General features: G+C 46.4%; 21 protein-coding genes and 1 riboswitch. Of the genes, 7 read left to right on the top strand and 14 right to left on the bottom strand.

Going from position 1 to position 20,714, the window contains the following annotated elements; translation table 11 throughout:
- The first annotated feature begins 80 nt into the window (after window positions 1-80).
- Entirely contained in the window at window positions 81-413 is a 333-nt protein-coding gene (locus tag LACPH_RS11245; protein ID WP_306387712.1) for an ArsR/SmtB family transcription factor, read from the top strand.
- Between the two features lie 161 nt (window positions 414-574).
- Here the strand turns inward: LACPH_RS11245 and LACPH_RS11250 are convergent, their stop codons facing one another.
- From LACPH_RS11250 to LACPH_RS11270, 5 genes are all read right to left on the bottom strand, one after another.
- Window positions 575-1,516 carry a metal ABC transporter solute-binding protein, Zn/Mn family gene (locus tag LACPH_RS11250; protein ID WP_087912771.1) on the bottom strand — a complete coding sequence of 314 codons (942 nt, stop codon included), beginning with the start codon at window positions 1,514-1,516 and terminating at the stop codon, window positions 575-577.
- Window positions 1,513-2,406 (bottom strand): metal ABC transporter permease, encoded by an 894-nt coding sequence (locus LACPH_RS11255; RefSeq protein ID WP_049171910.1) that lies wholly within the window; start codon window positions 2,404-2,406, stop codon window positions 1,513-1,515. Before LACPH_RS11255 ends, LACPH_RS11250 begins: the two co-directional genes overlap by 4 nt.
- Window positions 2,403-3,146, bottom strand: a complete 744-nt coding sequence (locus LACPH_RS11260; RefSeq protein WP_010492443.1) for a metal ABC transporter ATP-binding protein — start codon at window positions 3,144-3,146, stop codon at window positions 2,403-2,405. Before LACPH_RS11260 ends, LACPH_RS11255 begins: the two co-directional genes overlap by 4 nt.
- A gap of 342 nt (window positions 3,147-3,488) precedes the next feature.
- Complete coding sequence (rpsN, locus tag LACPH_RS11265; RefSeq protein WP_025012864.1) at window positions 3,489-3,758, bottom strand: 30S ribosomal protein S14; 270 nt, start codon at window positions 3,756-3,758, stop codon at window positions 3,489-3,491.
- 76 nt (window positions 3,759-3,834) lie between these two features.
- Window positions 3,835-3,954, bottom strand: coding sequence for a putative metal homeostasis protein (locus LACPH_RS11270; RefSeq protein ID WP_010492447.1), 120 nt, complete (start codon window positions 3,952-3,954; stop codon window positions 3,835-3,837).
- A 199-nt stretch (window positions 3,955-4,153) separates the two neighbouring features.
- Here LACPH_RS11270 and LACPH_RS11275 point away from each other — a divergent pair, with 199 nt between their 5' ends.
- The 5 genes from LACPH_RS11275 to LACPH_RS11295 all read left to right on the top strand — a co-directional run bounded on the left by LACPH_RS11275 (window position 4,154) and on the right by LACPH_RS11295 (window position 9,751).
- Window positions 4,154-5,083 carry a metal ABC transporter solute-binding protein, Zn/Mn family gene (locus LACPH_RS11275; RefSeq protein WP_010492449.1) on the top strand — a complete coding sequence of 310 codons (930 nt, stop codon included), beginning with the start codon at window positions 4,154-4,156 and terminating at the stop codon, window positions 5,081-5,083.
- 396 nt (window positions 5,084-5,479) lie between these two features.
- Window positions 5,480-6,121, top strand: a complete 642-nt coding sequence (locus LACPH_RS11280; RefSeq protein ID WP_306386972.1) for an NAD(P)H-binding protein — start codon at window positions 5,480-5,482, stop codon at window positions 6,119-6,121.
- Window positions 6,122-6,281: 160 nt separating this feature from the next.
- A complete protein-coding gene (locus tag LACPH_RS11285) occupies window positions 6,282-8,285 on the top strand; it encodes a SpaA isopeptide-forming pilin-related protein (protein ID WP_306386973.1) in 2,004 nt (667 codons plus the stop codon).
- Window positions 8,286-8,496: 211 nt separating this feature from the next.
- Window positions 8,497-9,399 (top strand): metal ABC transporter solute-binding protein, encoded by a 903-nt coding sequence (locus LACPH_RS11290; RefSeq protein ID WP_306386974.1) that lies wholly within the window; start codon window positions 8,497-8,499, stop codon window positions 9,397-9,399.
- 202 nt (window positions 9,400-9,601) lie between these two features.
- Window positions 9,602-9,751 carry a hypothetical protein gene (locus LACPH_RS11295; protein ID WP_041084771.1) on the top strand — a complete coding sequence of 50 codons (150 nt, stop codon included), beginning with the start codon at window positions 9,602-9,604 and terminating at the stop codon, window positions 9,749-9,751.
- A 73-nt stretch (window positions 9,752-9,824) separates the two neighbouring features.
- Here the strand turns inward: LACPH_RS11295 and LACPH_RS11300 are convergent, their stop codons facing one another.
- The 3 genes from LACPH_RS11300 to LACPH_RS11310 all read right to left on the bottom strand — a co-directional run bounded on the left by LACPH_RS11300 (window position 9,825) and on the right by LACPH_RS11310 (window position 12,443).
- The gene (locus tag LACPH_RS11300; protein WP_010492455.1) at window positions 9,825-10,172 is read right to left on the bottom strand and encodes a fluoride efflux transporter FluC; all 348 of its coding nucleotides are present in this window, start codon (window positions 10,170-10,172) and stop codon (window positions 9,825-9,827) included.
- On the bottom strand, window positions 10,166-10,678 hold the full coding sequence (locus LACPH_RS11305) for a fluoride efflux transporter FluC (RefSeq protein ID WP_370531181.1): 513 nt from the start codon (window positions 10,676-10,678) through the stop codon (window positions 10,166-10,168). Before LACPH_RS11305 ends, LACPH_RS11300 begins: the two co-directional genes overlap by 7 nt.
- Window positions 10,662-10,717: riboswitch (Fluoride riboswitch) on the bottom strand. Its footprint overlaps the gene before it by 17 nt.
- 211 nt (window positions 10,718-10,928) lie before the next feature.
- Window positions 10,929-12,443 carry an MFS transporter gene (locus LACPH_RS11310; protein ID WP_087912778.1) on the bottom strand — a complete coding sequence of 505 codons (1,515 nt, stop codon included), beginning with the start codon at window positions 12,441-12,443 and terminating at the stop codon, window positions 10,929-10,931.
- 652 nt (window positions 12,444-13,095) lie between these two features.
- Here LACPH_RS11310 and LACPH_RS11315 point away from each other — a divergent pair.
- Complete coding sequence (locus tag LACPH_RS11315; RefSeq protein WP_306386975.1) at window positions 13,096-15,834, top strand: family 78 glycoside hydrolase catalytic domain; 2,739 nt, start codon at window positions 13,096-13,098, stop codon at window positions 15,832-15,834.
- A gap of 157 nt (window positions 15,835-15,991) precedes the next feature.
- Here the strand turns inward: LACPH_RS11315 and LACPH_RS11320 are convergent, their stop codons facing one another.
- From LACPH_RS11320 to LACPH_RS11345, 6 genes are all read right to left on the bottom strand, one after another.
- The gene (locus LACPH_RS11320; protein WP_306386976.1) at window positions 15,992-16,240 is read right to left on the bottom strand and encodes a hypothetical protein; all 249 of its coding nucleotides are present in this window, start codon (window positions 16,238-16,240) and stop codon (window positions 15,992-15,994) included.
- Window positions 16,241-16,262: 22 nt separating this feature from the next.
- Window positions 16,263-16,943, bottom strand: coding sequence for a hypothetical protein (locus tag LACPH_RS11325; RefSeq protein ID WP_306386977.1), 681 nt, complete (start codon window positions 16,941-16,943; stop codon window positions 16,263-16,265).
- 508 nt (window positions 16,944-17,451) lie between these two features.
- Entirely contained in the window at window positions 17,452-17,766 is a 315-nt protein-coding gene (locus LACPH_RS11330; RefSeq protein ID WP_306386978.1) for a helix-turn-helix domain-containing protein, read from the bottom strand.
- Window positions 17,763-18,137 (bottom strand): type II toxin-antitoxin system RelE/ParE family toxin, encoded by a 375-nt coding sequence (locus LACPH_RS11335; protein WP_306386979.1) that lies wholly within the window; start codon window positions 18,135-18,137, stop codon window positions 17,763-17,765. The genes LACPH_RS11330 and LACPH_RS11335 overlap by 4 nt, the downstream gene beginning before the upstream one ends.
- A 117-nt stretch (window positions 18,138-18,254) precedes the next feature.
- Window positions 18,255-18,530, bottom strand: a complete 276-nt coding sequence (locus LACPH_RS11340) for a type II toxin-antitoxin system RelB/DinJ family antitoxin (protein ID WP_306386980.1) — start codon at window positions 18,528-18,530, stop codon at window positions 18,255-18,257.
- Window positions 18,531-19,198: 668 nt separating this feature from the next.
- Complete coding sequence (locus LACPH_RS11345) at window positions 19,199-20,710, bottom strand: hypothetical protein (RefSeq protein ID WP_306386981.1); 1,512 nt, start codon at window positions 20,708-20,710, stop codon at window positions 19,199-19,201.
- Window positions 20,711-20,714 lie beyond the last annotated feature (4 nt).

Below are 20,714 nucleotides of genomic sequence, written 5' to 3' on the forward strand. Positions count from 1 at the left end.
TTAAGACATCTTGCTTTAAGGTCGTTTTATATTCAAAAAACAATCCGCCAAACCCATTTCAGAAAAGAGCGATGACATTTATGACTGCCAACTCGTTAAAATTAGTCGAATCAGCTAAGCTTGCTGAAGCCGAACGCATTTTTAAGCTGCTGAGCAACCCGATCCGACTACAGATGTTGAAGTTACTCGAACAGCAGGAACTCAACGTCAGCAAGCTCGGCGACTTATTGGGGCTCGAACAATCGGTTGTCTCCCATCAGCTGGCACTCCTGCGTAAGCATCAGCTGGTCAGCGCCAAGCGAGTGGGCAAGGCGAATTACTACCGCTTGGACGATCCTCACATTATCACGGTGATCGACGCCATGCTCGCCCACGGCGACCACGTCGCCCGTGGTAAACGACATGGTGAGTAACAACACGCGTAGCAAGGCCCCCTTATGCCAACTAAACAGCGCCACCCGCAGATTCCTTTACGAAAATCCGCGAGCAGCGCTGTTTTTGATGTGAATCCGACCAATTACTAGCCGACTTCACACATGAGCATGTCTCTGTACTTTATCAAAGGCTTCGAGCGCTACCCCGCCAAGCCATCGTGGATCTTGTCGAGATTCCACTTCATCATCGTATAATAAGTGTCGCCTTGCTTGCCTTTCGCCGCAAGGGAGTCGGTGAAGATCTTGGAGTAGATCGAAAGCCCGGTTTCTTTAGCCACCTTATTCATTGACTTCGGTGATACCGATGTTTCAACGAATAAGTGTTTAACCTCTGACGCCCGGATCTTAGCCAAAACCGTTTGCATCTGTTCTGGCGTCCCTTGAGCTTCGGTGTTGATTTCCCAGATATAGGCCGGAGTCACGTGATAAGCCTTGGAAAAGTACTTAAAGGCACCTTCTGATGTTACCAAAACGCGTTGCTTTTCCGGAATGTCCAGGAAGCGTGATTGCGCCGTTTTATGCAGTTTTTGCAACTTGGCTACATACTGATCGCTGTTCTTCTGATAATAATCGGCATTCTTGGCATCTTTTTCCTTAAGCACCTTGGTGATAGTCTTAACGTATTGAATCCCGTTAGCCAAATCCAGCCACGCATGCGGATCTTCTTCCTTGACGTTGGTTGTCAAATGTTCTGGTGTAACCCCGGCACTTGCGGAAAAGACGTCCTTACCAAAAGCTTTGTGTGATGTTTTTACCAGTTTTTTGAACCAGCCATTGCCACCGGTTTCGAGATTCAAGCCATTGTGGAAAACAAGATTGGCTTCGCTAGTCGCCGCCACATCGGTCGGTCGCGGTTCGTATTCATGCGGATCGGTACCGCGTTTCACAATACTATAAAGCTTGATCCGCTCACCACCGACATTTTGCACCATATCTTCGAGAATCGAGTTGGTTGTCACAACCCGTAACTTTTGGCCGGTGCTGGCAGCGTCTTTTTGCGCATTACTGCGGCTATTGACGAACCAAAATACGCCACCGATCATAACAATTAACGCGCCAACTGTGATTAAAATCTTTTTCATCGAACAATCTCCTCCGCTGTCTGAGTCGTCGCGGCTTCCTTGGTCCGCTGACGCTTGCTAAAACTAAAGAATGCTTGTTTTGGCGAGAAAATAAATGAGATAGCGAATAGGACGGCGGCTACGAGCACGATGGCCGGACCGGATGCCCAGTTCAAAGTAAAGCTGAAGTACAGGCCCGTGATGGATGAGATCACACCCACACTAGCTGCCATGACAAGCATGGTTTCGAGGCGGTCGGTCCACAAGAACGCCGTTGCCGCGGGGGTGATCAGCATCGCAACCACCAGAATGATCCCGACTGTCTGCAAGGCTGAAACTGTCACCAAAGTCAAAACGAGCATCAAGGCATAATGAATTGCTGTGGTGTTTAACCCATACGTCTTGGCGAAGGTATTATCAAAGGACGTGATCAACAATTCCTTATAAAACAGAACCACGAACAGGACGACGATGCCTAAGACGATCGCGGTGGTCATGATGTCGCTATCGCTAACCGCCAAAATATTACCGAACAAAATGTGGTGTAAATTCGTGGCGCTTTCTGCCATTGAAATCAAAATGAATCCTAAGGCATAAAACGCACTGAACACGACGCCAATCGAGGTATCGGTTTTAATCTTGCTGTTAGCGGCTACAAAACCGATTAATAGGGCGGCAATAATTCCAAATACTGAAGCGCCGATCATCACGTTGACGCCCAGCATATAGGCAACCGCCACACCCGGAAGCACCGCATGGGAGATCGCATCGCCCATCAACGACATACCGCGTAGAATAATGAAGCTACCGATCAAGCCGGACATGATCCCGACCATAATCGCGGTTACTAATGCGCTTTGCAGAAAGTCATACTTGCCTAACGCGTTAAAAAATTCAATCAATGAGTTCATGCGCTCGCCCCCTCCTTAGTTGCAAACAATACATTGGAAAGGTCCGCCGAGAATGCCCGTTCAATATTCCGGGCCGTATAAACTTCTTCAACCGGTCCTTCAGCAATAATGCCGTGGTTCATGACCACAAGTTCATCAAAATAATTCGACACCTTGTTCAAATCGTGATGCACGACGATTAACGTTTTACCGGCATCCCGCCACTGGTTCAGAATCGTCATGATCTCTTGCTCACTTTTCATGTCGATCCCGACAAACGGTTCGTCGAGAATCATGATGTCAGCTTGTTGAACGATCGCCCGCGCAACAAAGACCCGCTGCAACTGACCACCGGACAGCTGACTGATTTGACGTTTGGTAAATTCCTCCAATCCCACTTGTTCAAGCGCATCATAGGCTGCCTGACGTTCTTTTTTCCCGGGACTTTTCAATAAACCCAAGCGCCCATACGTCCCGGTCAGCACCAGATCCAGAACATTAATCGGAAATGTCAGATCCAGATCTTTACGCTGTTCAACATAAGCAATGGCTTGCTGGACTTCTTTGAGTGTTTTGCCAGAAAAGTCCACTGTTCCTGATTGGACCTTGATCAAGCCCAGTATGGCTTTGATCAGGGTCGATTTACCTGCTCCGTTAGGCCCAATGATCCCGGTGATCTTGCCTGCGTTAAAATGAACGGCAACATCAGCAAACACCGGTGTGTCAGCGTAGGCAACGGTCAGGTTCTTGACTGTTAACATAAGAACCTCCAATTTTAGGGTGACCTAATTTGCTTTCATCCTTAGCTTACAGAAAACCGCGCCTACTGACAAGTGTTTTTTAAGGCGTACTTAAAAAATATTGGCAACCCATTTAAAGTTATAACTCGTTAACCAAATTTCTTCGTGATGACTGCTGATTAAGCTAAATTAATAAGCAATAAAATCGAATACATAAATTCATCGCTATTAGCCATAAAAAAAGTCCCATGAGCAATCTCATTGATTGTTCATAGGACTGTGTTTATCACTATGTTATTTTAAGCATTTTCACGGCTCAATGTCTCGCTAAAAGCAATGAATCTTTTCAGCGGTACGCCACTACTACCAACTGGCTTTGCGGACACCCGGAATCTGTCCTTTGTGTGCCAACTCGCGAAAGTTGAGTCGGGAAAGGCCGAATTTACGCATATACGCATGTGGTCGGCCATCCAATGCATCACGATGGTGTAGTCGAACCGGACTCGAATCACGCGGCAATTTGCTAAGTCCGATGTAATCACCTTTTGCTTTGAGTTCCGCACGCTTCGCCGCATACTGTTGAACTAATTTTTCCTGGCGCTCGGCCTTGGCGATCTTTGATTTTTTTGCCATTCGCTTACCTCTTTCTGTTATGAAGTGACCACACTGTCATTGTTGGTTTCGCAAATTGACAGGCGTATACTTCCTTTTATCGATTCTTTTGTTGTTTGCGTTTTGCCTCATGTAAAATCTTCAAGGCGCGCTTACGGGTTTTAATGTTTGGGCTTTTCATACGCCGCCGTGCACTCGCCAAATCGGTTTTCTCCAAAATTTTTCAGCTCCTTTTAATCGTAATCATTACGCTTAAACGACGAAGTTAACCTTATCATGCCGGCCTTTTTGCTGTCAATGAAATTTTGGCAGCAATTGATTTCGGATTAGAATTTAAAAATTTTGCTTGTCAATTTGCTCCGCTTGCTTTATGGTTTAAAGCGTAATGATTACGTTTTGGAAGGAAGCGGGTATTTATGATGAAGCGATTACTTGCAGGTATCAGTGTCGTACTGCTAGCCATTTTCGGCGTAGCGTGCGGTAATAATGGTGCCGCAAAGCAATCCAGCACTAGCAACAGCAAAATTCAGGTTGTTGCCAGCGTCGATTTTTATGGTGAGGTCGCCAAAGCGGTTGGCGGTAATAAAGTTTCGGTTCAGTCGATTATCGACAATCCGGCCGTGGATCCGCACGATTATGAACCAACTACTAAAGTCGGCAAGTCAGTTGCAAAATCTGACTTAGTGGTTGCCAGCGGTATCGGCTATGACGGCTGGATGGACAAAGTCGTCAAGTCCGAAAACAAGTCGAAAAATTACTTAAAAGTTGCTGACGATCTGATGGGCAAAAAGGAAGGCGACAACGAACATATCTGGTATGATCCGCGAACCATGCCGAAGTTGGCTAATGCCTTAGCCGACAAGTTCGCCAAGAAGGACCCGGCTGACAAGGCTAAGTTCAAAGCCAACGCGAAGAAGTATATCGCTTCCTTGGATGATCTCAACGCTTTAATCAACAAACTAAAGGCTAATGCAAATGGCAAACTCGTTGACGTTTCCGAACCAGTCTTCGGCTATGCCTTGGATTACATGGGTTATAAAGTCAACGATGAACACTTCTCCAAGTCTACTGAAGACGGTACCGATTATAGTGCCAAGGATATCCACGGTATCGAAACCGACATTAAAGAAAAGAAGATTGCCTTCTTCGTTAATAACATCCAGGCATCTTCCAAGACTGTCACACGTTTGGTTAAATTAGCCGAACAGAACAATGTTCCGGTCTTAAAGGTTACCGAAACGCTGCCAAAAGGTAAAAACTACCGCACTTGGATGACAAGCCAATATGAGCAGCTTGAAAAAATCCAGGATCAGTCATCATCCAGCGCCACTTCGGTAAGCAAATAACCTCTTTCTGGCCACGAGGGTTTGCCACACTTTTTCTCCTTTACTTTTAATTTCGGCAAGACACATCCCCTGTCGAATTCGTCAATCGCTTAGCTTTGATTACATGACAAACCATAGCTCCGGGTCAAAAGCACCGGACAACCCCGGCCAGAAGGAAAGCACGCCAGAAATGGCGTGCTTTTTTGTGTGAGCGTGAGTCGGCGCGTTTAGGGGTCGGAGTGTAAGCGGCCTCAGGCGCGATGACCCGGGCTTGCTCATTGTGACTGAGGTCCTTACACGCAGACCCCTGCGCCAGCGAACGCGTTATAGAAGCCAACACCTCCCTTCCGCCGCCTTCCACCCAAAATCGACAGTGTTACAATGAAATTGACTTACGAACAAGAAAGGAAGATGACCATGGCAAATGTCATGATTCTAGGCGCCCACGGACAAATTGCAACATTGGTACGCCAGCGCCTGTTGAAAGAAACTCAGCATCATCTTAACTTGTTTCTGCGTCACGCTGAGCGGCTGCAAGACGTTAATGAACAGCGGGAAACCGTTGTTGACGGAGATGTCACCGACACTCCCCTTCTGACAAAAGCCATGAACGGCAGTGATCTTGTCTATGCCAATCTAGGCAACAAAGGCATTGAAAACCAAGCCAAGTCAGTGGTCCAAGCCATGGATGCCAACAACATTAAACGGTTAATCTGGATTTCAACGCTGGGCATTTATGATGAAGTTCCCGGTGCATTTGGCCGCTGGAATCACAAAATGTTAGACGGTGGCTATCTGGAAACTTATGCGGCGGCCGCTAAAGTCATTGAGACGTCTGATTTAGCTTATACGATTATCCGTCCGGCATGGCTGTCCAACAAAAATATCGTGAGCTACGAGATCACCCAAAAAGGTGAGCCGTTCAAGGGAACAGAGGTTTCACGTCGCAGCATCGCGGATCTAGTCGTCAATTTAATCAACGATCCTAGCCAGCACATTGGTCAATCACTTGGGGTTGACCAACCGAATACGCAAGGTGACAAACCTTCCTTCTATTGAAACCCGTTCTTTGCCAATTAAAAAAAGATTTCACCGGAAGCCTACTCAGTAGGTAGCAACTTTTTAAGAGGACTCGGCGATTTTTTTTATATTATTAATTCCATAAACCGCGATCTGATATAAATAAATTGGAATCTAATTTTTAAGAGGGAATGTATCTATGCAAATTCAAAACCGCATCCGAAAATATACGTCGAGTTGGTTACTGTTAACGCTGCTGCTTGCAAGTCTAACGTTCTTGTTCAGCCCGCTAATCAGCCCGCCGACCGTCGTTGATGCGGGAAAGAATGTCCCGGTTTCTGGTTTAAATCGCAATGATGCAACGATTACCGACATTAATCAAAAAGATGTGACCCATACAGCGCGTCTTTCACGAGGCCAGCTTTATTACTTAACGTACCGTTGGCAAATTTCCGATGGGGTCACCGTTAATGCCGGCGACACTGCCGAATTTTCACTGCCATCATCGGTGTTGCCGCAATCCGACATTAGCTTCAAAATATTAAACCCCGGCACCCAGGAAACGATTGGCAATGTTTTTGTTAAAGCAGGCAGCTCCCAAGGGCTCATCACCTTTACCGACTTTTTCAGCCAAAAGACGGTTAAACGCGAAGGCACCTTAAAACTCCAAGTCAATGGCCGCTTTAACGATCCCGATCACCAGCAGGTTAGCTGGTATATCAATAAAGCCGGCTGGGTGGTGACGCCGCCTAAGGGTAATCATGCAGCGGATTCGAACCAATATGTCGATTCACTGGGCAGACCAAAACTCTTTCAATGGCAAATCACGTTAAACCCTCAAGGCAAAACTATCCACGATGTTGTCCTGCATGATACTTTGGATGCAGGTCAGACATTTGATGCTTCGCATGCATTGACCGTAGCCACTGGCACATACAGTCAGAACGCCTTTCATCAAAATGGTACGATTAAAGTTACTCCTCAAGTAAACGATCGGGAAATGACGATCCCCTTAGGCACCATTACCACAGCCGTTGAAGTCAGCTTATGGACCAATCCGCTTTCAACCAGTTTTGGAAGTTTTAGCGGTGACAAGAACACCTGGAACAATCAGGTCACGGCAACAGGCTCGCAAGATAGCGGGTTGAATCCAACTGCCAAGGGTAAAATCACTTGGAATAACACTGGTGTTGGTATTGGCTCAGTCAGTCAGGTGAAGCTAACTAAAGTAGGTGCGACAAGACCGCCGCAACCATTAAAAGGGGAAACTTTTGCACTTTACCGCAATGATGGCAAACTTGTTAAAAACGGGCTGACGACTGACAAGAATGGCAGCTTATCAATTTCTCAGTTACTGGCTGGTCAGTATCAGTTTGTCGAAACCAAAGCACTCGCTGGCTACCGCCTCAACCGACAGCCAATTAAATTCACTTTGACCAAAGATCATCCGCGAGTGGCCGTCAAGTCGGCGGATATGCCGATAGCACCTGCTTCATCATCAAATTCATCGAGCACTTCCAATTCGTCTGCATCATCGGCAAAGCCATCTTCTAAAGTATCGAGCAGCTCTAAGCCATCAAAACCTTCGTCTGAAGCCTCAAGAAGTTCAAAACCATTAGAGCCCTCGTCTAAGGCATCGAGCAATTCAGAACCTTCAGAACCTTCATCTAAGGCATCCAGCAGTTCAGAACCTTCAGAACCTTCATCTAAAGCACCGAGCAGCAGCACCAAGCCGTCTAACCCGCCGTCAACGCCATCAAGCGCGCAGTCGTCTGCATCTTCCTCAAGCCATCAGGTTGCCTCTTCTAAATCGAGTTCGTCAGTTCCTGAATCAGCTTCCAGTACTGGGTCAAGTGATTCATCAGCAAGTCTTAAGCCATCAATGGGCGCTTCTTCATCAGCCCCTACTAGAGAATCCGCCAGTTCGACCTCTGAAAGTCATACGTCTCAGCCAGCCAAATCTGCAGTAACTTCTTCGGTAGCCAGTTCCGATACAGCTTTGCCAACGGACTCAGACACGAACACGCAATTCGGGCAAGACGATTCCTCAACTGAAACAATTAATCCCCACAGCAAGCACGCCTCCAAGCGATGGATGATCCTACCCAAGACAGGTGAACGCCTTGTAAGCGCCCTGTCCACTGCGATCGGCATCGTGTTAACTGTACTCGGTAGCGTTCTGTTCTTTAAGAATCATCGATAAACATCAATTCAAACGCTTTTACTGAAAAGAATAGGGCCAAATCAAGGGCTTATTCTTTTTCTCGTCTTTAGAACAAAACCGCGGTCATCCTTGATTCGATTATGGATCCCTCAAGACTGACAGCTGATCAAACGAATATTTTACTTGCGTCTATAGCCCTCAGTACGCTACGCTTATGCTCGTAACGATTACGGTTAAAGGGGTTTTACGAATGATGAAACGAGTATTGACAGTCATCAGTCTACTATTGTTGTCGGTTGTGGCAGGCGCTTGTGGCACAACCGCTAAGCCGTCCGGTGACAATGATAAAATTCAAGTTGTCGCTTCTGTAGATTTTTATGGTGAGGTCGCCAAAGCTGTCGGCGGCAAACAAGTGCAAGTCACTTCGATTATTGACAACCCGGCAATTGATCCCCACGATTATGAACCAACCACCCAAGTCGGCAAGCAGATAGCGACTGCCAATGTGGTGATTGCTAATGGCATCGGCTACGACGGCTGGATGACCAAATTGATCAAGTCCGAGAACAAGTCTAAACAGTCTTTACGGGTCGCGGAAGATATCATGGGTAAACATGAAGGCGACAATGAGCACATCTGGTACGATCCGCGAACCATGCCGAAACTCGCAAACGCGCTAGCTGCCAGATTTGCAAAACAGAATCCGGACAAAAAGGCGACGTTTAAAGCTAACGCCAAGCACTATATTGCTTCACTCGGTAAACTCAATGACCTGATCGGAAAACTTAGGCAAAACGCCAAAGGCAAGAAAGTAGATGTTTCCGAACCGGTCTTCGGTTATGCGCTCGATTACCTCGGCTATCAGATTAACAACCGCCACTTTGCCCAGGCGACTGAAGAAGGTACCGATTATAGCGCTAAAGATATTCATAGCGTCGAAGAAGACATTAAGACAAAGAAAATTGCCTTTTTCGTTAACAATAGTCAAGCCAGTTCTAAAGTTGTCGATAGTTTCATTAAACTCGCAAAAGAAAATAAGGTTCCGGTTCTTAATGTCACCGAAACCTTACCTAAAGGCAAAAACTATCGCAGCTGGATGCTCAGTCAGTATCAGCAGTTAGAAAAGATTCAAAACCAAATAGCTGCTAAGTAATTTTGACCACCAATCGCTCCGATTTCACTGTTTATTTTAGGAACTTTTCTTGGTCGCTTGTGAAACATTGTAACATCTGCAATCTTTTCGTAAACTTTTTGCAATGAATGCGTTTTCATTTGCCCTAGACCGATTGAATTTCTTTGACATAGCTCCTACAATGTAGTTGTAAACAGGAGCAACCAAAGGGGAGATGTTTCTAATGTCACTGATCAAGCATACTTTTAAACGCGTTGAGCATCTGATCGCCACACCACGCGATCCCCACGAAGAAGAACAAGCCCGTTTGCAGGCTGACTTGTTCTACACAAATCTCAGTAGCCTACAACCAAAAACAAATGCAAGATTTTGATTGATGGTTACCACAGTTGTGGCTGTCTCGACGTTGGTTGAGGCGGCTTTTTTTATGCGCAAAAGTTGCACACTTAAGCTCCAGACAATGTCAATCCTGTTACCATTGCCAGTATCCCTAGCAGCACACTACTCAGACCATAAAGTGCTGCCAATCGCCATTGACGATTCCTCAGCAAAATAAACGTGTCCGTCGTGAAAGTTGAAAATGTTGTAAATCCACCACAAAAGCCAGTCAATAAAAATAGTCGGAAATTCGACAATACTGGCAATCCCGCCAGAAGGCCAGCTAAAAATGCACCCAAAACATTAATCAACAACGTAGCAAATGGCTTACCTGGCCATAAAGTTCGTCCCAACACGGTCAACCCGTAGCGACACACTGCTCCCAATCCTGTTCCGATCCCAATCAGTATTACCATAAAGCGCCATGATCCTCTCCAACCGTGAATTTGGCGACTAGTACGCCTACCACTACAGCTAGCATCCCTCCCAAAAGATTCACACTTAGCATCAAGATAGCCGCAAGCATATTCGTTCTGATCAGACTTACGAAGTCCAACATAAGCGTGGAAAATGTTGTGAACCCCCCGATCAAGCCTGTTCCAATCGCTAACAGTAACCATTCAGGCAAATCAAACTTCAAGTCCAATCCATAAGTGGTTACTGCCAACAAAAAGCTTCCTAGCAAATTCACAATCGTTGTTCCCATCATAGTTGCTTGATCTGTTGTTACTGCGCTAATCCAGTAACGCAAAACGCCACCGAAAAAACCGCCAACAAAAATACCTACCAGCCAGCCAAACCGTACTTGTTCTCGCTGTATCATAAACTGTTCATTCTCCTTTTCGTGCGTCTCCTGCCAGCTTTCTGTCATGCATACATAAAAAGACACCCACCCTGTCATATATCCCAAGGTAGGTGTCATCAACTAAACGTATAGGCGAACACCATCGCCATTCAATTCAAAAAAATTATAGCAAACTTTTCTCCACGAAAAAACCCGCATTCACCTGAACACGGGTTTTTCATTTTGCCATGTACATCGGATTTATGTTTCCGGTGGCCATGGTTTACGTTGTGCGTTGTTCCGCTCGTTGCGGCAGAATTGATTGAATTGGGAGTGAATCAAATGACAACGCTCTCTAAAGCCTTTTTTGAGTAGCTGCGTGAACACCTCAGACGATGTTGTTGTGACCCCAAAGATGATCATACTTAAATCCGGTTAGGTTTTCAACTTGCGCTTTAACCTTCGGATCAACATCGGACATCTTACCACCGGCCTTCAGACGATCGATTTCGTCACGCAGAACCTTGTGACTTTCACGATCCAATTTGAAGAAGTAAGAAGTGACAAATGCCAAGAGCAGCATGAGGGCGGTACCAAGCAGCATCCATAAGATCAAACCGTTTAACGCACCTGCACTTTGGCTTTTGGCTGATTCATTGAAGCCAAATGCTGATAGCACAATCCCGGTTAAGAACGGTGCCAGTGCAGAAGTGGTCTTGCGAGCAAACGTCATGATGCCGGCAAAAATACCTTCGCGCCGTTGTTTGGTGACCATTTCATCCACATCAGGAATGAAGGTGTAAACCGTCCACGGAACATAACCGGTACCAGAGTTTGAAATGCCCCACGTAACCTGAAGTGCGTACAAGGTCATGATGCCCCAGCTGGTACCTGCAGCCGAACCATAATAAAGACCGGCATAGCAAGCAACCGTAAAGAACATCATTAAGTACATAATCCGCAATAACTTAGACGGGCCAAGTTTGCTCATGATCTTCGGCCAGAACAGGTTACATGGAATACCAATGATTGAACCAACTGTCAGGATGTTCGAAGCTTCGGTTGGGTTACTCTGCATCGCATAAACAATGTAGAAGACATACGTCGCACCCACAATATCGCGGGCGGTAAATGAACTAAGATAAATAACTAAGTGAAGTGCAAAGGACTTGATTCGGAAAACCGAACCCATATCCTTAATCATGTTCCAAAGCGTTACCAAAGGATTTTCGCCTTTGTTGCGGCTTTCTTCGATGATCGCTTTACGTTCTTCAGGCGTACCGTCAGTTTCCCGCTCGAAAGTGGAGAAGTAGGTTAAGCCGATCGCAAGAATAAAGATGATGGCTAGGACAATACCAAGCGTTAAGAACGCGTTGGGATTGTTTTTACCCATAATAGCAAAGATCCGACCTGGCAACCATGATGCAAGGAACGTTGCAAGCGCTGACCAAAGCATCCGGGAACTGGACAAACGAGCTTTCATATCGTAATCATCTGTCATTTCAGCAGCTAAGGTCTCATAAGGAATCATGACCAGCGCCGTGAATGCTTCCATGAGCAGATAGGTAAACAGATAATACCAGAAGCCCATATGTGAAACCCAGATGACAACGTAGATAAACATTAACGGAATGGAGATCAGCAGGAAGAATCGTCTGCGTCCAAATCTCCGTCCCATTTTAGTTGCGCCAAAATGATCGGTTAAATACCCCATCAATGGACTAATTAATGAGTCAGCTACACGAGCAATGGCAAGAATCGTACCACCAAGGACTGGTGACAAGCCACCAAAGGATGTGTAGAAGAAAAGCATCCACGTTGAGGCAACCGTTAGCGCCCCATTACCAAATAAATCTGCGGCACCGTAACCAATAACATTACGCCACCGGACTTTCCTCTTCACGATGAAAGACCTCCCTGTTTGATTAACAACAAATATGAATCCGAATCCGCTTTTCGTAAACGTTTACAAAAATGAGATTAACATCGTTTTCGTAAAACCGCTACCAAAATTAGGAGATTTTAGTAAAAGAGATGCGATTGCTATTGATATGTCCCAAAACCGGAACAAATCTACAGGGTCCGTTCATTTTGAGCCATCTGTCTTCATATTTGTTTAACAATGACGACTAGCCAAAAATCGATACCACTTACTCACTAATAGCCATCTGTCCAATCGGCAGGGTTTATAATCCCTGCCGCGAAAACTTGTGAAACATGCGGCAAGCGCTTCTTAAAACATAGACCTTTTTACTAGAATGACCCGGAATTTATCGATATCGACCATTGTTTCGAAGTTTCTCTTCACGCTGTTCGTCAAAAAAAGCGCCTGTTTTGGTCGCGTATTTTCACTTTGGGACAATGAAATACTAAGTTTGGAACAAATACACATTTTGCCAATCCTACTATTCTCGAGAATAGGTGATATCACGCAATTTATGCTCGCCTAGTCGCTTTGATTTTTAGTAAACGCTTAAACGCCATATTGATTTTTCAATATTTACAACGTACGCTAAGAAAAAGGGTTCTTTACTTATAAAGGAGTAAGTTAAATCATGTCAAACATAACAGCAGCATTGTACGCGCCAGATCATTTAAGCGTTAACTTGCAGCACTTTGCCTATAACGTTCAGCAACATCCCCGCTTCAGTTGGTGGAATCATAGTAGTTTCTCTGACGCCGCCCAAACGGACTATCAGCTAGTTGTCTTCAAGCGGCTTCAGGATCGCGATCACCAAACCTACCTATACGACAGCGGCTGGGTCCATTCAGCACAAAACTCAGCCATCACTGCCGCAGACTTGGCAGACAGCTTGCATCCTGGCGATCTCTATTACTGGCAGGTCCGGATTAAAGACAATCTTGGCCACACCAGTGATTTCTCACAGCTGGCGAAATTCATTTGTGCTGACCCCGCACTGCCCGTTCAGCAAGGCATCTGGCGGCAATCGCAACCAAAATCTGGTGAAGAACTAGCCCATATCGGCAACGTCGTCTTTCTTCGCAGTCCGCAGTTGACCATTGACACGAACGATGTCGACACGGCAGTTGTGGTTGCCTTCGCGCGCGGCAATGAACCGATTTTTGCCCAAAGCTTTGACCTATACGTTAATGGCCACTGCCTCGGGGTCGGTTCCGCGCGTCAGCAAGAACACGATCACGGCACGGACCGCACGGCAGTTTACTATAATGTCTACGACGCCACTGATTACCTGGAAAGTGGCACCAATACGGTAGCAGCGCTGGCAACCGGCAGTTCAGACCGACGCGCTTTTTGGTGCCAGTTGATTGTGTACAAACATGACGGTACCAAAGAAGTCGTCACCACAGCTGATCCTAGCTGGCGGGCGCTGGACGGCAGCAGTGCTTTTGGCGACTTCGGGATCAAAATCCGCTCCCAATATTTTGGCATGGTCAGTGAAAATATCGATATGCGCTACTACCCACAAAACTGGGCAAGCAAGACCTTCGATGACCATGATTGGACAGCTGCTTGGCGCAACCCGCAACCGATGATCGCTGATGACGAAGTGTTGGTTCCCTATCGCAGTGAAAATACCGAGCGCATTGAGGTCCATGACGCCAATAAACGTATCGTCACTTTTTCACCGCAAAATCGGTTAATCGATCTAGGTAAAGAAATTATCGGCGGCCTGACCGTTGATCTTGCCAGTGACACGGATCAACGCGTGACTGTGCTGATGGGTGAACAACTCGAAGACAACGGTCACGTCCGTCACAACATGGCTTGCGGCCCTGACTACGTTGAAAATTGGACACTGGTCAAGGGTGAAAATCATTTCACCACATTACAGATGAAAAATTTCCGTTATGTTGAACTGCTTGGCTTCGAGGGTGACCTACACCTCGATGCCATTAACGGCTGGGCCATGCAGCAGCGTTTCCCGGACAACGAAGGCAACTTCCAAAGCGATAGCGACCTGCTAAACCGTGAATACGAGCTATCTAAGTACACGATTAAGGCCACTAATCAGGATGTTTTTGTTGACTCGCAGGCCCGTGAACGGCGGCCGTATGAAGGTGACTTGTTGGTTAACGCGAATACAAGCTACACGGTATCCGCGAATTATTCATTGGCCCGCCATTCCTTGGATTATTTAATCGACAACCCGACCTGGCCGGAAGATTACAAGCTGTTCGCAATTGAAATGGCTTGGCTTGATTTTCTTTACACTGGCGATGATACGCTACTCAAGACCCGTTACACGGCCTTGCAGTACAAGTTGAACCGCGGCAAATCCGCCGAAAGTTTTGACGGCGCATCGCAGAGTTTCAAAGGTTCACTAAAAAATATCAAAGGTGTCGACAATTTCGATGAAAAAGTCGGATTGGTGACTAACGACGGCTTGGTCGATTGGCCAATTTCGGAACGCGATGGCTTTGTGGAAGGCACCTATAATACCCCGTTCAACGCCATTTTCTACGGTGCTTATTCGACCATGGCCAAAATTGCCAAGGTTCTGCATCATGACGACGACGCAGTGCACTATCAAGATCGGGCAGCAACGATTAAAAAGAATCTGATCGATAAGTTGTACGATGACCAGACAGGCCGATTCTTTGATTCACTGAATGCTGACCAAACCATTAACCGCCATACTTCACACCACGCTTCGGCCTATGCGCTTTGCTATGGCGTCTACACTGATCAAGCAATGGCTGATCGTTTGAGCCAGTTTGTCGCTAACGACGGCCAATTCGTCGGCAGCATTTACTTTATCTACTTCATGCTCAAGGGCCTGTTCGAATCCGGCCATGCAGCAGACGCGATCACTTTGCTGACAGACCCGAACGATCAAAAGGATCACAAATCATTCGCCGCGATTCTCGACAGTCTGAAAGCCACCATCGCCCCGGAAGCTTGGAGCAATCACTACAAGCCGAACTTGACGCTGTCCCATCCGTGGGGTGCCACCCCGGGATTAACCATCGTTCAGGGCATTGCGGGCATCATGCCAATCGAACCCGGATTTTCTACATTCAGAATCAAAGTTCGTGCGGGCAACCTGACCCACCTGAACCTCACCACCCCGTCCGTGAAGGGCCTCATCACCGTTCATTATCAGCAAGACGCAGGCAACCAAACCCTGGAAGTTGCCATACCGATGAATGCAAAAGCACAAGTCGAACTCCCCGCCCAAGCACACCAAGTGGCCGTGCAGGATCAATTCGGCAAAGATTGGACAACTGCTGTCCAGCACGATGATCAGACCTTGACCATCCCGGCCGGCAGTTATCGGATTACTTATCAACAAGATACTGCGGGTAAGTAATGCGCATGCGTTTGAAAAAGGGAACGTAATCAAAAAAAGACACCGGAGTCTCGAGTTTGAGATTCTGATGTCTTTCTTTTGAGTCTTGGTGCAAAAAGGATGAAATTCAGCTCATGGGATGACTGCTGAAGATAGCCGAGCTTCTTGCACAAATTCTTTAGAAGTTTCGTGCAAACGACCACATGATGACTAACTGGATAAAGGCAAATGTGTAGTTATAGGCAATTGCCCACTGGCTCCGCTCAGTCGCAATGATATAACCTGCAACATTTCCAACAATCACCAAGAGAACAACAATCCAAATGAGTTCCTTAGTTCTGCGATCAATTTTGCCCTTCGATGTCGCAATAATCCAGATAATCACAACTGAGGTAAACACTATTTGAACGATATCCCAGAAAGTCATCTAAATCAGCCTCCCTCGCATGTTAATCGTGCCAGACACCGATCACCCAGTTATCGGCCCAGCTATTGTGAAGGTCAATGTAGATCTTATCATTCTGATGACTATTGTTAAAACTTTCAATTGCGTTTGCAATATCCCGCCAATGATTTGTAATCACAGAGAACACGTCAATGTAAGGTATATGAATTGCCCCAAGCCCGTTTCCACCGTTTCGAAGAAGATGCACGAAGGTGTTAACTTGAGCGTTTGACCGAAAAATCAGTCGGTTACCCCACCAATATTGCCGTCGCTCCCAATACTCAGCTGCTCTTGTCTCAACTTGGGGAATATTGACTTCCTTTGTGTTAACGTCAATCGTCCCCTCATTTTGACTAATATCTTTGTTTGTTGCAGCAATAGCTTCCTCAGCCGCTTTAACTTCTGTCGGGTCCACTTTAACGCCGCTTGGAATACTTAACTTGAACTGATTATTAACAACTTGTACATATGGATCCAACGCTACAATCCCACTTGTGTCAGGTGTTGCTGGCGCGTCCGCCTGCTTGTCCTGACTTGAGTTCAACCAATTGGTAACCTGACTTGCTGACCAGTTCGACGTATCACTGTTAGGATTATTTTGTTCTGCTGAAACCCTCGTGTTGGATGAAGCAAGGGCCAGAGAGGATGCTCCAACGAGAACAATACCAATTAACATGCTCTTCATTTCTTTTCTCTCCTATTCGAGATAGACAAGGGGAGTACGAGAAGTAATAGATTGACGCCGGCCGGGCATCTTAAATCAGAAAACCATGAAGGTGATTTTGCTTCGCCTTCACAAACGAAATTTAAATCCAAAGCAGCATAAATGTCAAAAACTTTGCACGCTTTTAGAAATCGTATTTGTGAGTGTTTACTCAGCAGTGTTCCGAAATTTCAAATACTTGTTATTGTTATTTTTAAGAATTTATTTTCTGATGATTTGACATCTTGGCTTTAACCCTTGAGCTTATTCCCACAATAATTGACTCAGTTTCCTCTTTTACAAGAAACTAAATCAACCGCTTCGACTGCAGTCCATATGTCTTGCAAGTTATCGAAGGCCGTAGTCTCTATATCTGCATAAAAATGCCCTGAAATTCCGAACGATCTGGAATTTCAGGGCATTTTAGTTTGAAGCAGGCTTTATGAAACAACCCTTTGCTAGATTCATAGAAAGCCCTGTTTCAAAAAAGTCAGATGAACTTTCTTGCTTCTTTGGGATTCTGTGCGATTATCTGAATAAGTCTACGAGTTGGACCTGTTGGGTGACTCTTACCGGACTCCCATGCTTCAACAGTTCTTGGCGAAGCTGCGATAATTTGTGCAAAAACACGCTGCGTTGCCGGGATTCGTTTCCGGATGTTTTTGATTTCCTCAGCAGAATAATTAGGCGGTGTTGGGATTTTCCGTGTGTGGAATACAAAGCCGGGGTCATTGCCATCCAGTAGCGCATCAAGCTCGTCAATTCCTCGCTGAACTTTGCTGGTTGATTTTACTTTGTTGCTCATTTCAAACGCTCCTTCAGCTTTTTGATTACCTTTCTCAGATCGTTTTTCTCTCGTGCCGTAATGTTCGCTTTGTCACCCTTGGCAAATACAGTCAAAAAATACACTTGGTTTCTGTGAACTGCAATGTAAAGCAAGCGGTAACCGCCACTCTTCCCAGCTGGATCTACTTCAGAAGCAAACCTAATTTTGTACGCCCCAGACACGCCACTAATGATGGTTCCTGGGAACTTTTTGCCACCGTTGTTTTCCGGTGGATCTTTGACAAACGCTACAATAGAGGATTCTAAGTCTTCCTTGTCGCCGTCTGTTAACCCATAAGAATACCAGTCATCATCAAAAGACGGTGCATACCCAAATCGAATGATAGCCACAAACCAATTCCTTCCCTAATACGGTATTATCGTATAGAAGAATTGCGTAGTTGTCAATAGGACGTATTTTCATCTAACAACTATCAAGCCAAACTTCGCCGATAGAGAATGACAGGATCATTCGTCTTCATTAAGCCACTCTTCAACTGCTTTCGCGTCCTTAAAAGCGGTCGCTGGTGTATCCTCAGTATTTTCGAGAAAATGTAAAGTTGCTTTCTCACTTTCGGTTAAAGCTAGCTCAAACGGTATCGCACCAGTAGCAACAATTCGCTTATACAACATCGTGATTGCTGTCGTTTGCGTCAATCCGAGCCGCTGTAGGACCTGCTCTGTATTGTCAGCTAGTTCCTTATCAACTTGTACCTGTATCCGCCTCTTCTCATGACTAGCCATGGTGAACATCACCTTCTTGCGTTTTACACTGATTGTATACTACTTTTTGAGTATAAATAAACACTAGGAGGCAATCCTCAATTTAATGATTTTTGATTCTAAACTTCTCGAGGCGAATAGCTTCCAATTTCGTCCCGAAAGCGTTATCATAAATTTATCGGAGCACAGACTCCGTGTAAATTTATTGGACTTCGAGTCCGTAGTATCGGCAACGATACTTGATGCCTGCCATAATGATGGCGAAAGGCATTTCTGTGGCTTGATAAACAAGCCACAGTGGCAACCTTATCCTTTTGGATGGGGTTGCTTTTTTGTGAGCGTGAACAGGAGCGCCTAGAAATCGGAGTGTAAGTGGCCTCAGACCTAAATGGCTGGTCTTTGGCCATTTAGGTCTGAGGTCCTTACACGTAGATTTCTGCGACTGTGAGCGCGTTATAGAAAGCGGAAGTCTGGTCTCACATTTGCCTAAAATAGAACCATCTTCCACTGAAACTATTTGGCGATTGCGACCAAGGTCCTTACACGCAGGCTTCTGCGCCGGGGAGCGCGTTATGGTGAGCGTGAACCGACGCAATTAGAAGGCGGCGTGAAGATAGCTTTAGGCGAGAGGGCTTCCACCTTGCAAGCACATCATATTAGGCATTCTCCACTTCCCAATATTCACACCATCAAGCCAAACCTCGCCGACGGTTCGCAAACTGCGTCAACGCCAAGCCAACAATGAACAACCCTGCAAAGACAACGCAAACGATCAAGGAAAAGTGCGTTGGGCTGATCATTCCGGTAAGACCATTCATGTAGAAAAACCAGAATAGCGCCATCAGCAACGCTAGCAAATGCCCTGAGTTCAGCAAGCTTCCCATCCCCTGCGCCAATGCGACTGTCGCTAAGGCCACGAGCACTAGCTGAAGCGCAGCACTAGGCGTCCGGACGATGAAAGGTAACATGATGACCAGTGCCAATCCGCCGCTGACTAACAATTCAGCCCATTTTTGGTGCTGATTTGCTGCCGGAACCGTATGCAGCCATGACTGCCAGCCGCGTGGTGATGAGCCTAATGCACTCAGCCATGGCAAGGTCAAAAGCCATACGATCGGCAAACCCGCTTCTTGTTGTGCTGCGGTGGGAACAAACCAGACAAGCAACCAACTGCCTAGCAAAAGCGCGCGATAACGCCACGAACCGATGTGCCACTGACGTTTTGCTTCCACTTGCAGGAGTTGCGGCCACTGAAAATGTCCAGCCTGAATGGGAAAATAGTCCGCTGGTACTGAAGCGCTAGATGCTGGTGCTTGGACTTGATGCCTTACTTTTAGTCCACCGGTTTGCCGCGCCTTGTGCATCAGCAATGCCGCCACCAGCGCAATGCCTACCGCAATCAACACCTCACCAAGCATAAAGGCCAGTGTTGTCCGGTCAAATGCAACGGGGCCAAAATGTAGCGACAGCTTGCCTTGCTGCCCTGCATAACTGCTGAACATTTGAATCCCATCGATCGGGCGACCGATGACATGTTCACTAGCGCGACTGACCGTATCTTGCAGTGACGTCAATCCGCTGAGACTCAACAAGCGATGCCAAAATGCGTGCGGCTCCGATAACTGAGTAGCATACACATACAAGAGGCCGAACATAAAGACTGTGACTAACCCACTGCTGCGTTTAGCCGTGACGCTTTCGACGAGCAACGCCAGCGCCGCAATCAAGGCCATACTCGGCAGCAAAGCCAGAAACGGCGACAAGAAGGTGGCAAAACTTATACCTTGTCCTGGAAACCGAATCACTACCATCAAACCGGTAGCCAGCAGTGTTACGAACCACATTGACAGCAACACCAAAAAGTTGCCAACAAATAAAGCCAGTCCATACGATAGCCGCGCAAACCGCGTTGTCGCAATCCATGGCCATACGCCACTGGTGCGATCGGTTTGCAGCGCATTTTCAACCGCGCCTATGCCAAAAAACGGCAACGTGAAGCCGAAAATCAGCGCAGCACAGATTGGCAACCAAGTCGGATTATCCGCCTGCCGAAAAATCTTAGGATCTAACGATAGGACTTTAATACCGGTGTTAAACCGCGGGGTACACAGAATCGCTAACACGACCACTGTCCCGATCATCAGCCAGAATGAGTGCTGGCGGACTCTTTCTTTGAACGATGTTTTGATCATGGTTAACATGCTG

It is taken from the genome of Lacticaseibacillus parahuelsenbergensis (assembly GCF_030770265.1).
Lineage (GTDB): Bacteria > Bacillota > Bacilli > Lactobacillales > Lactobacillaceae > Lacticaseibacillus > Lacticaseibacillus casei.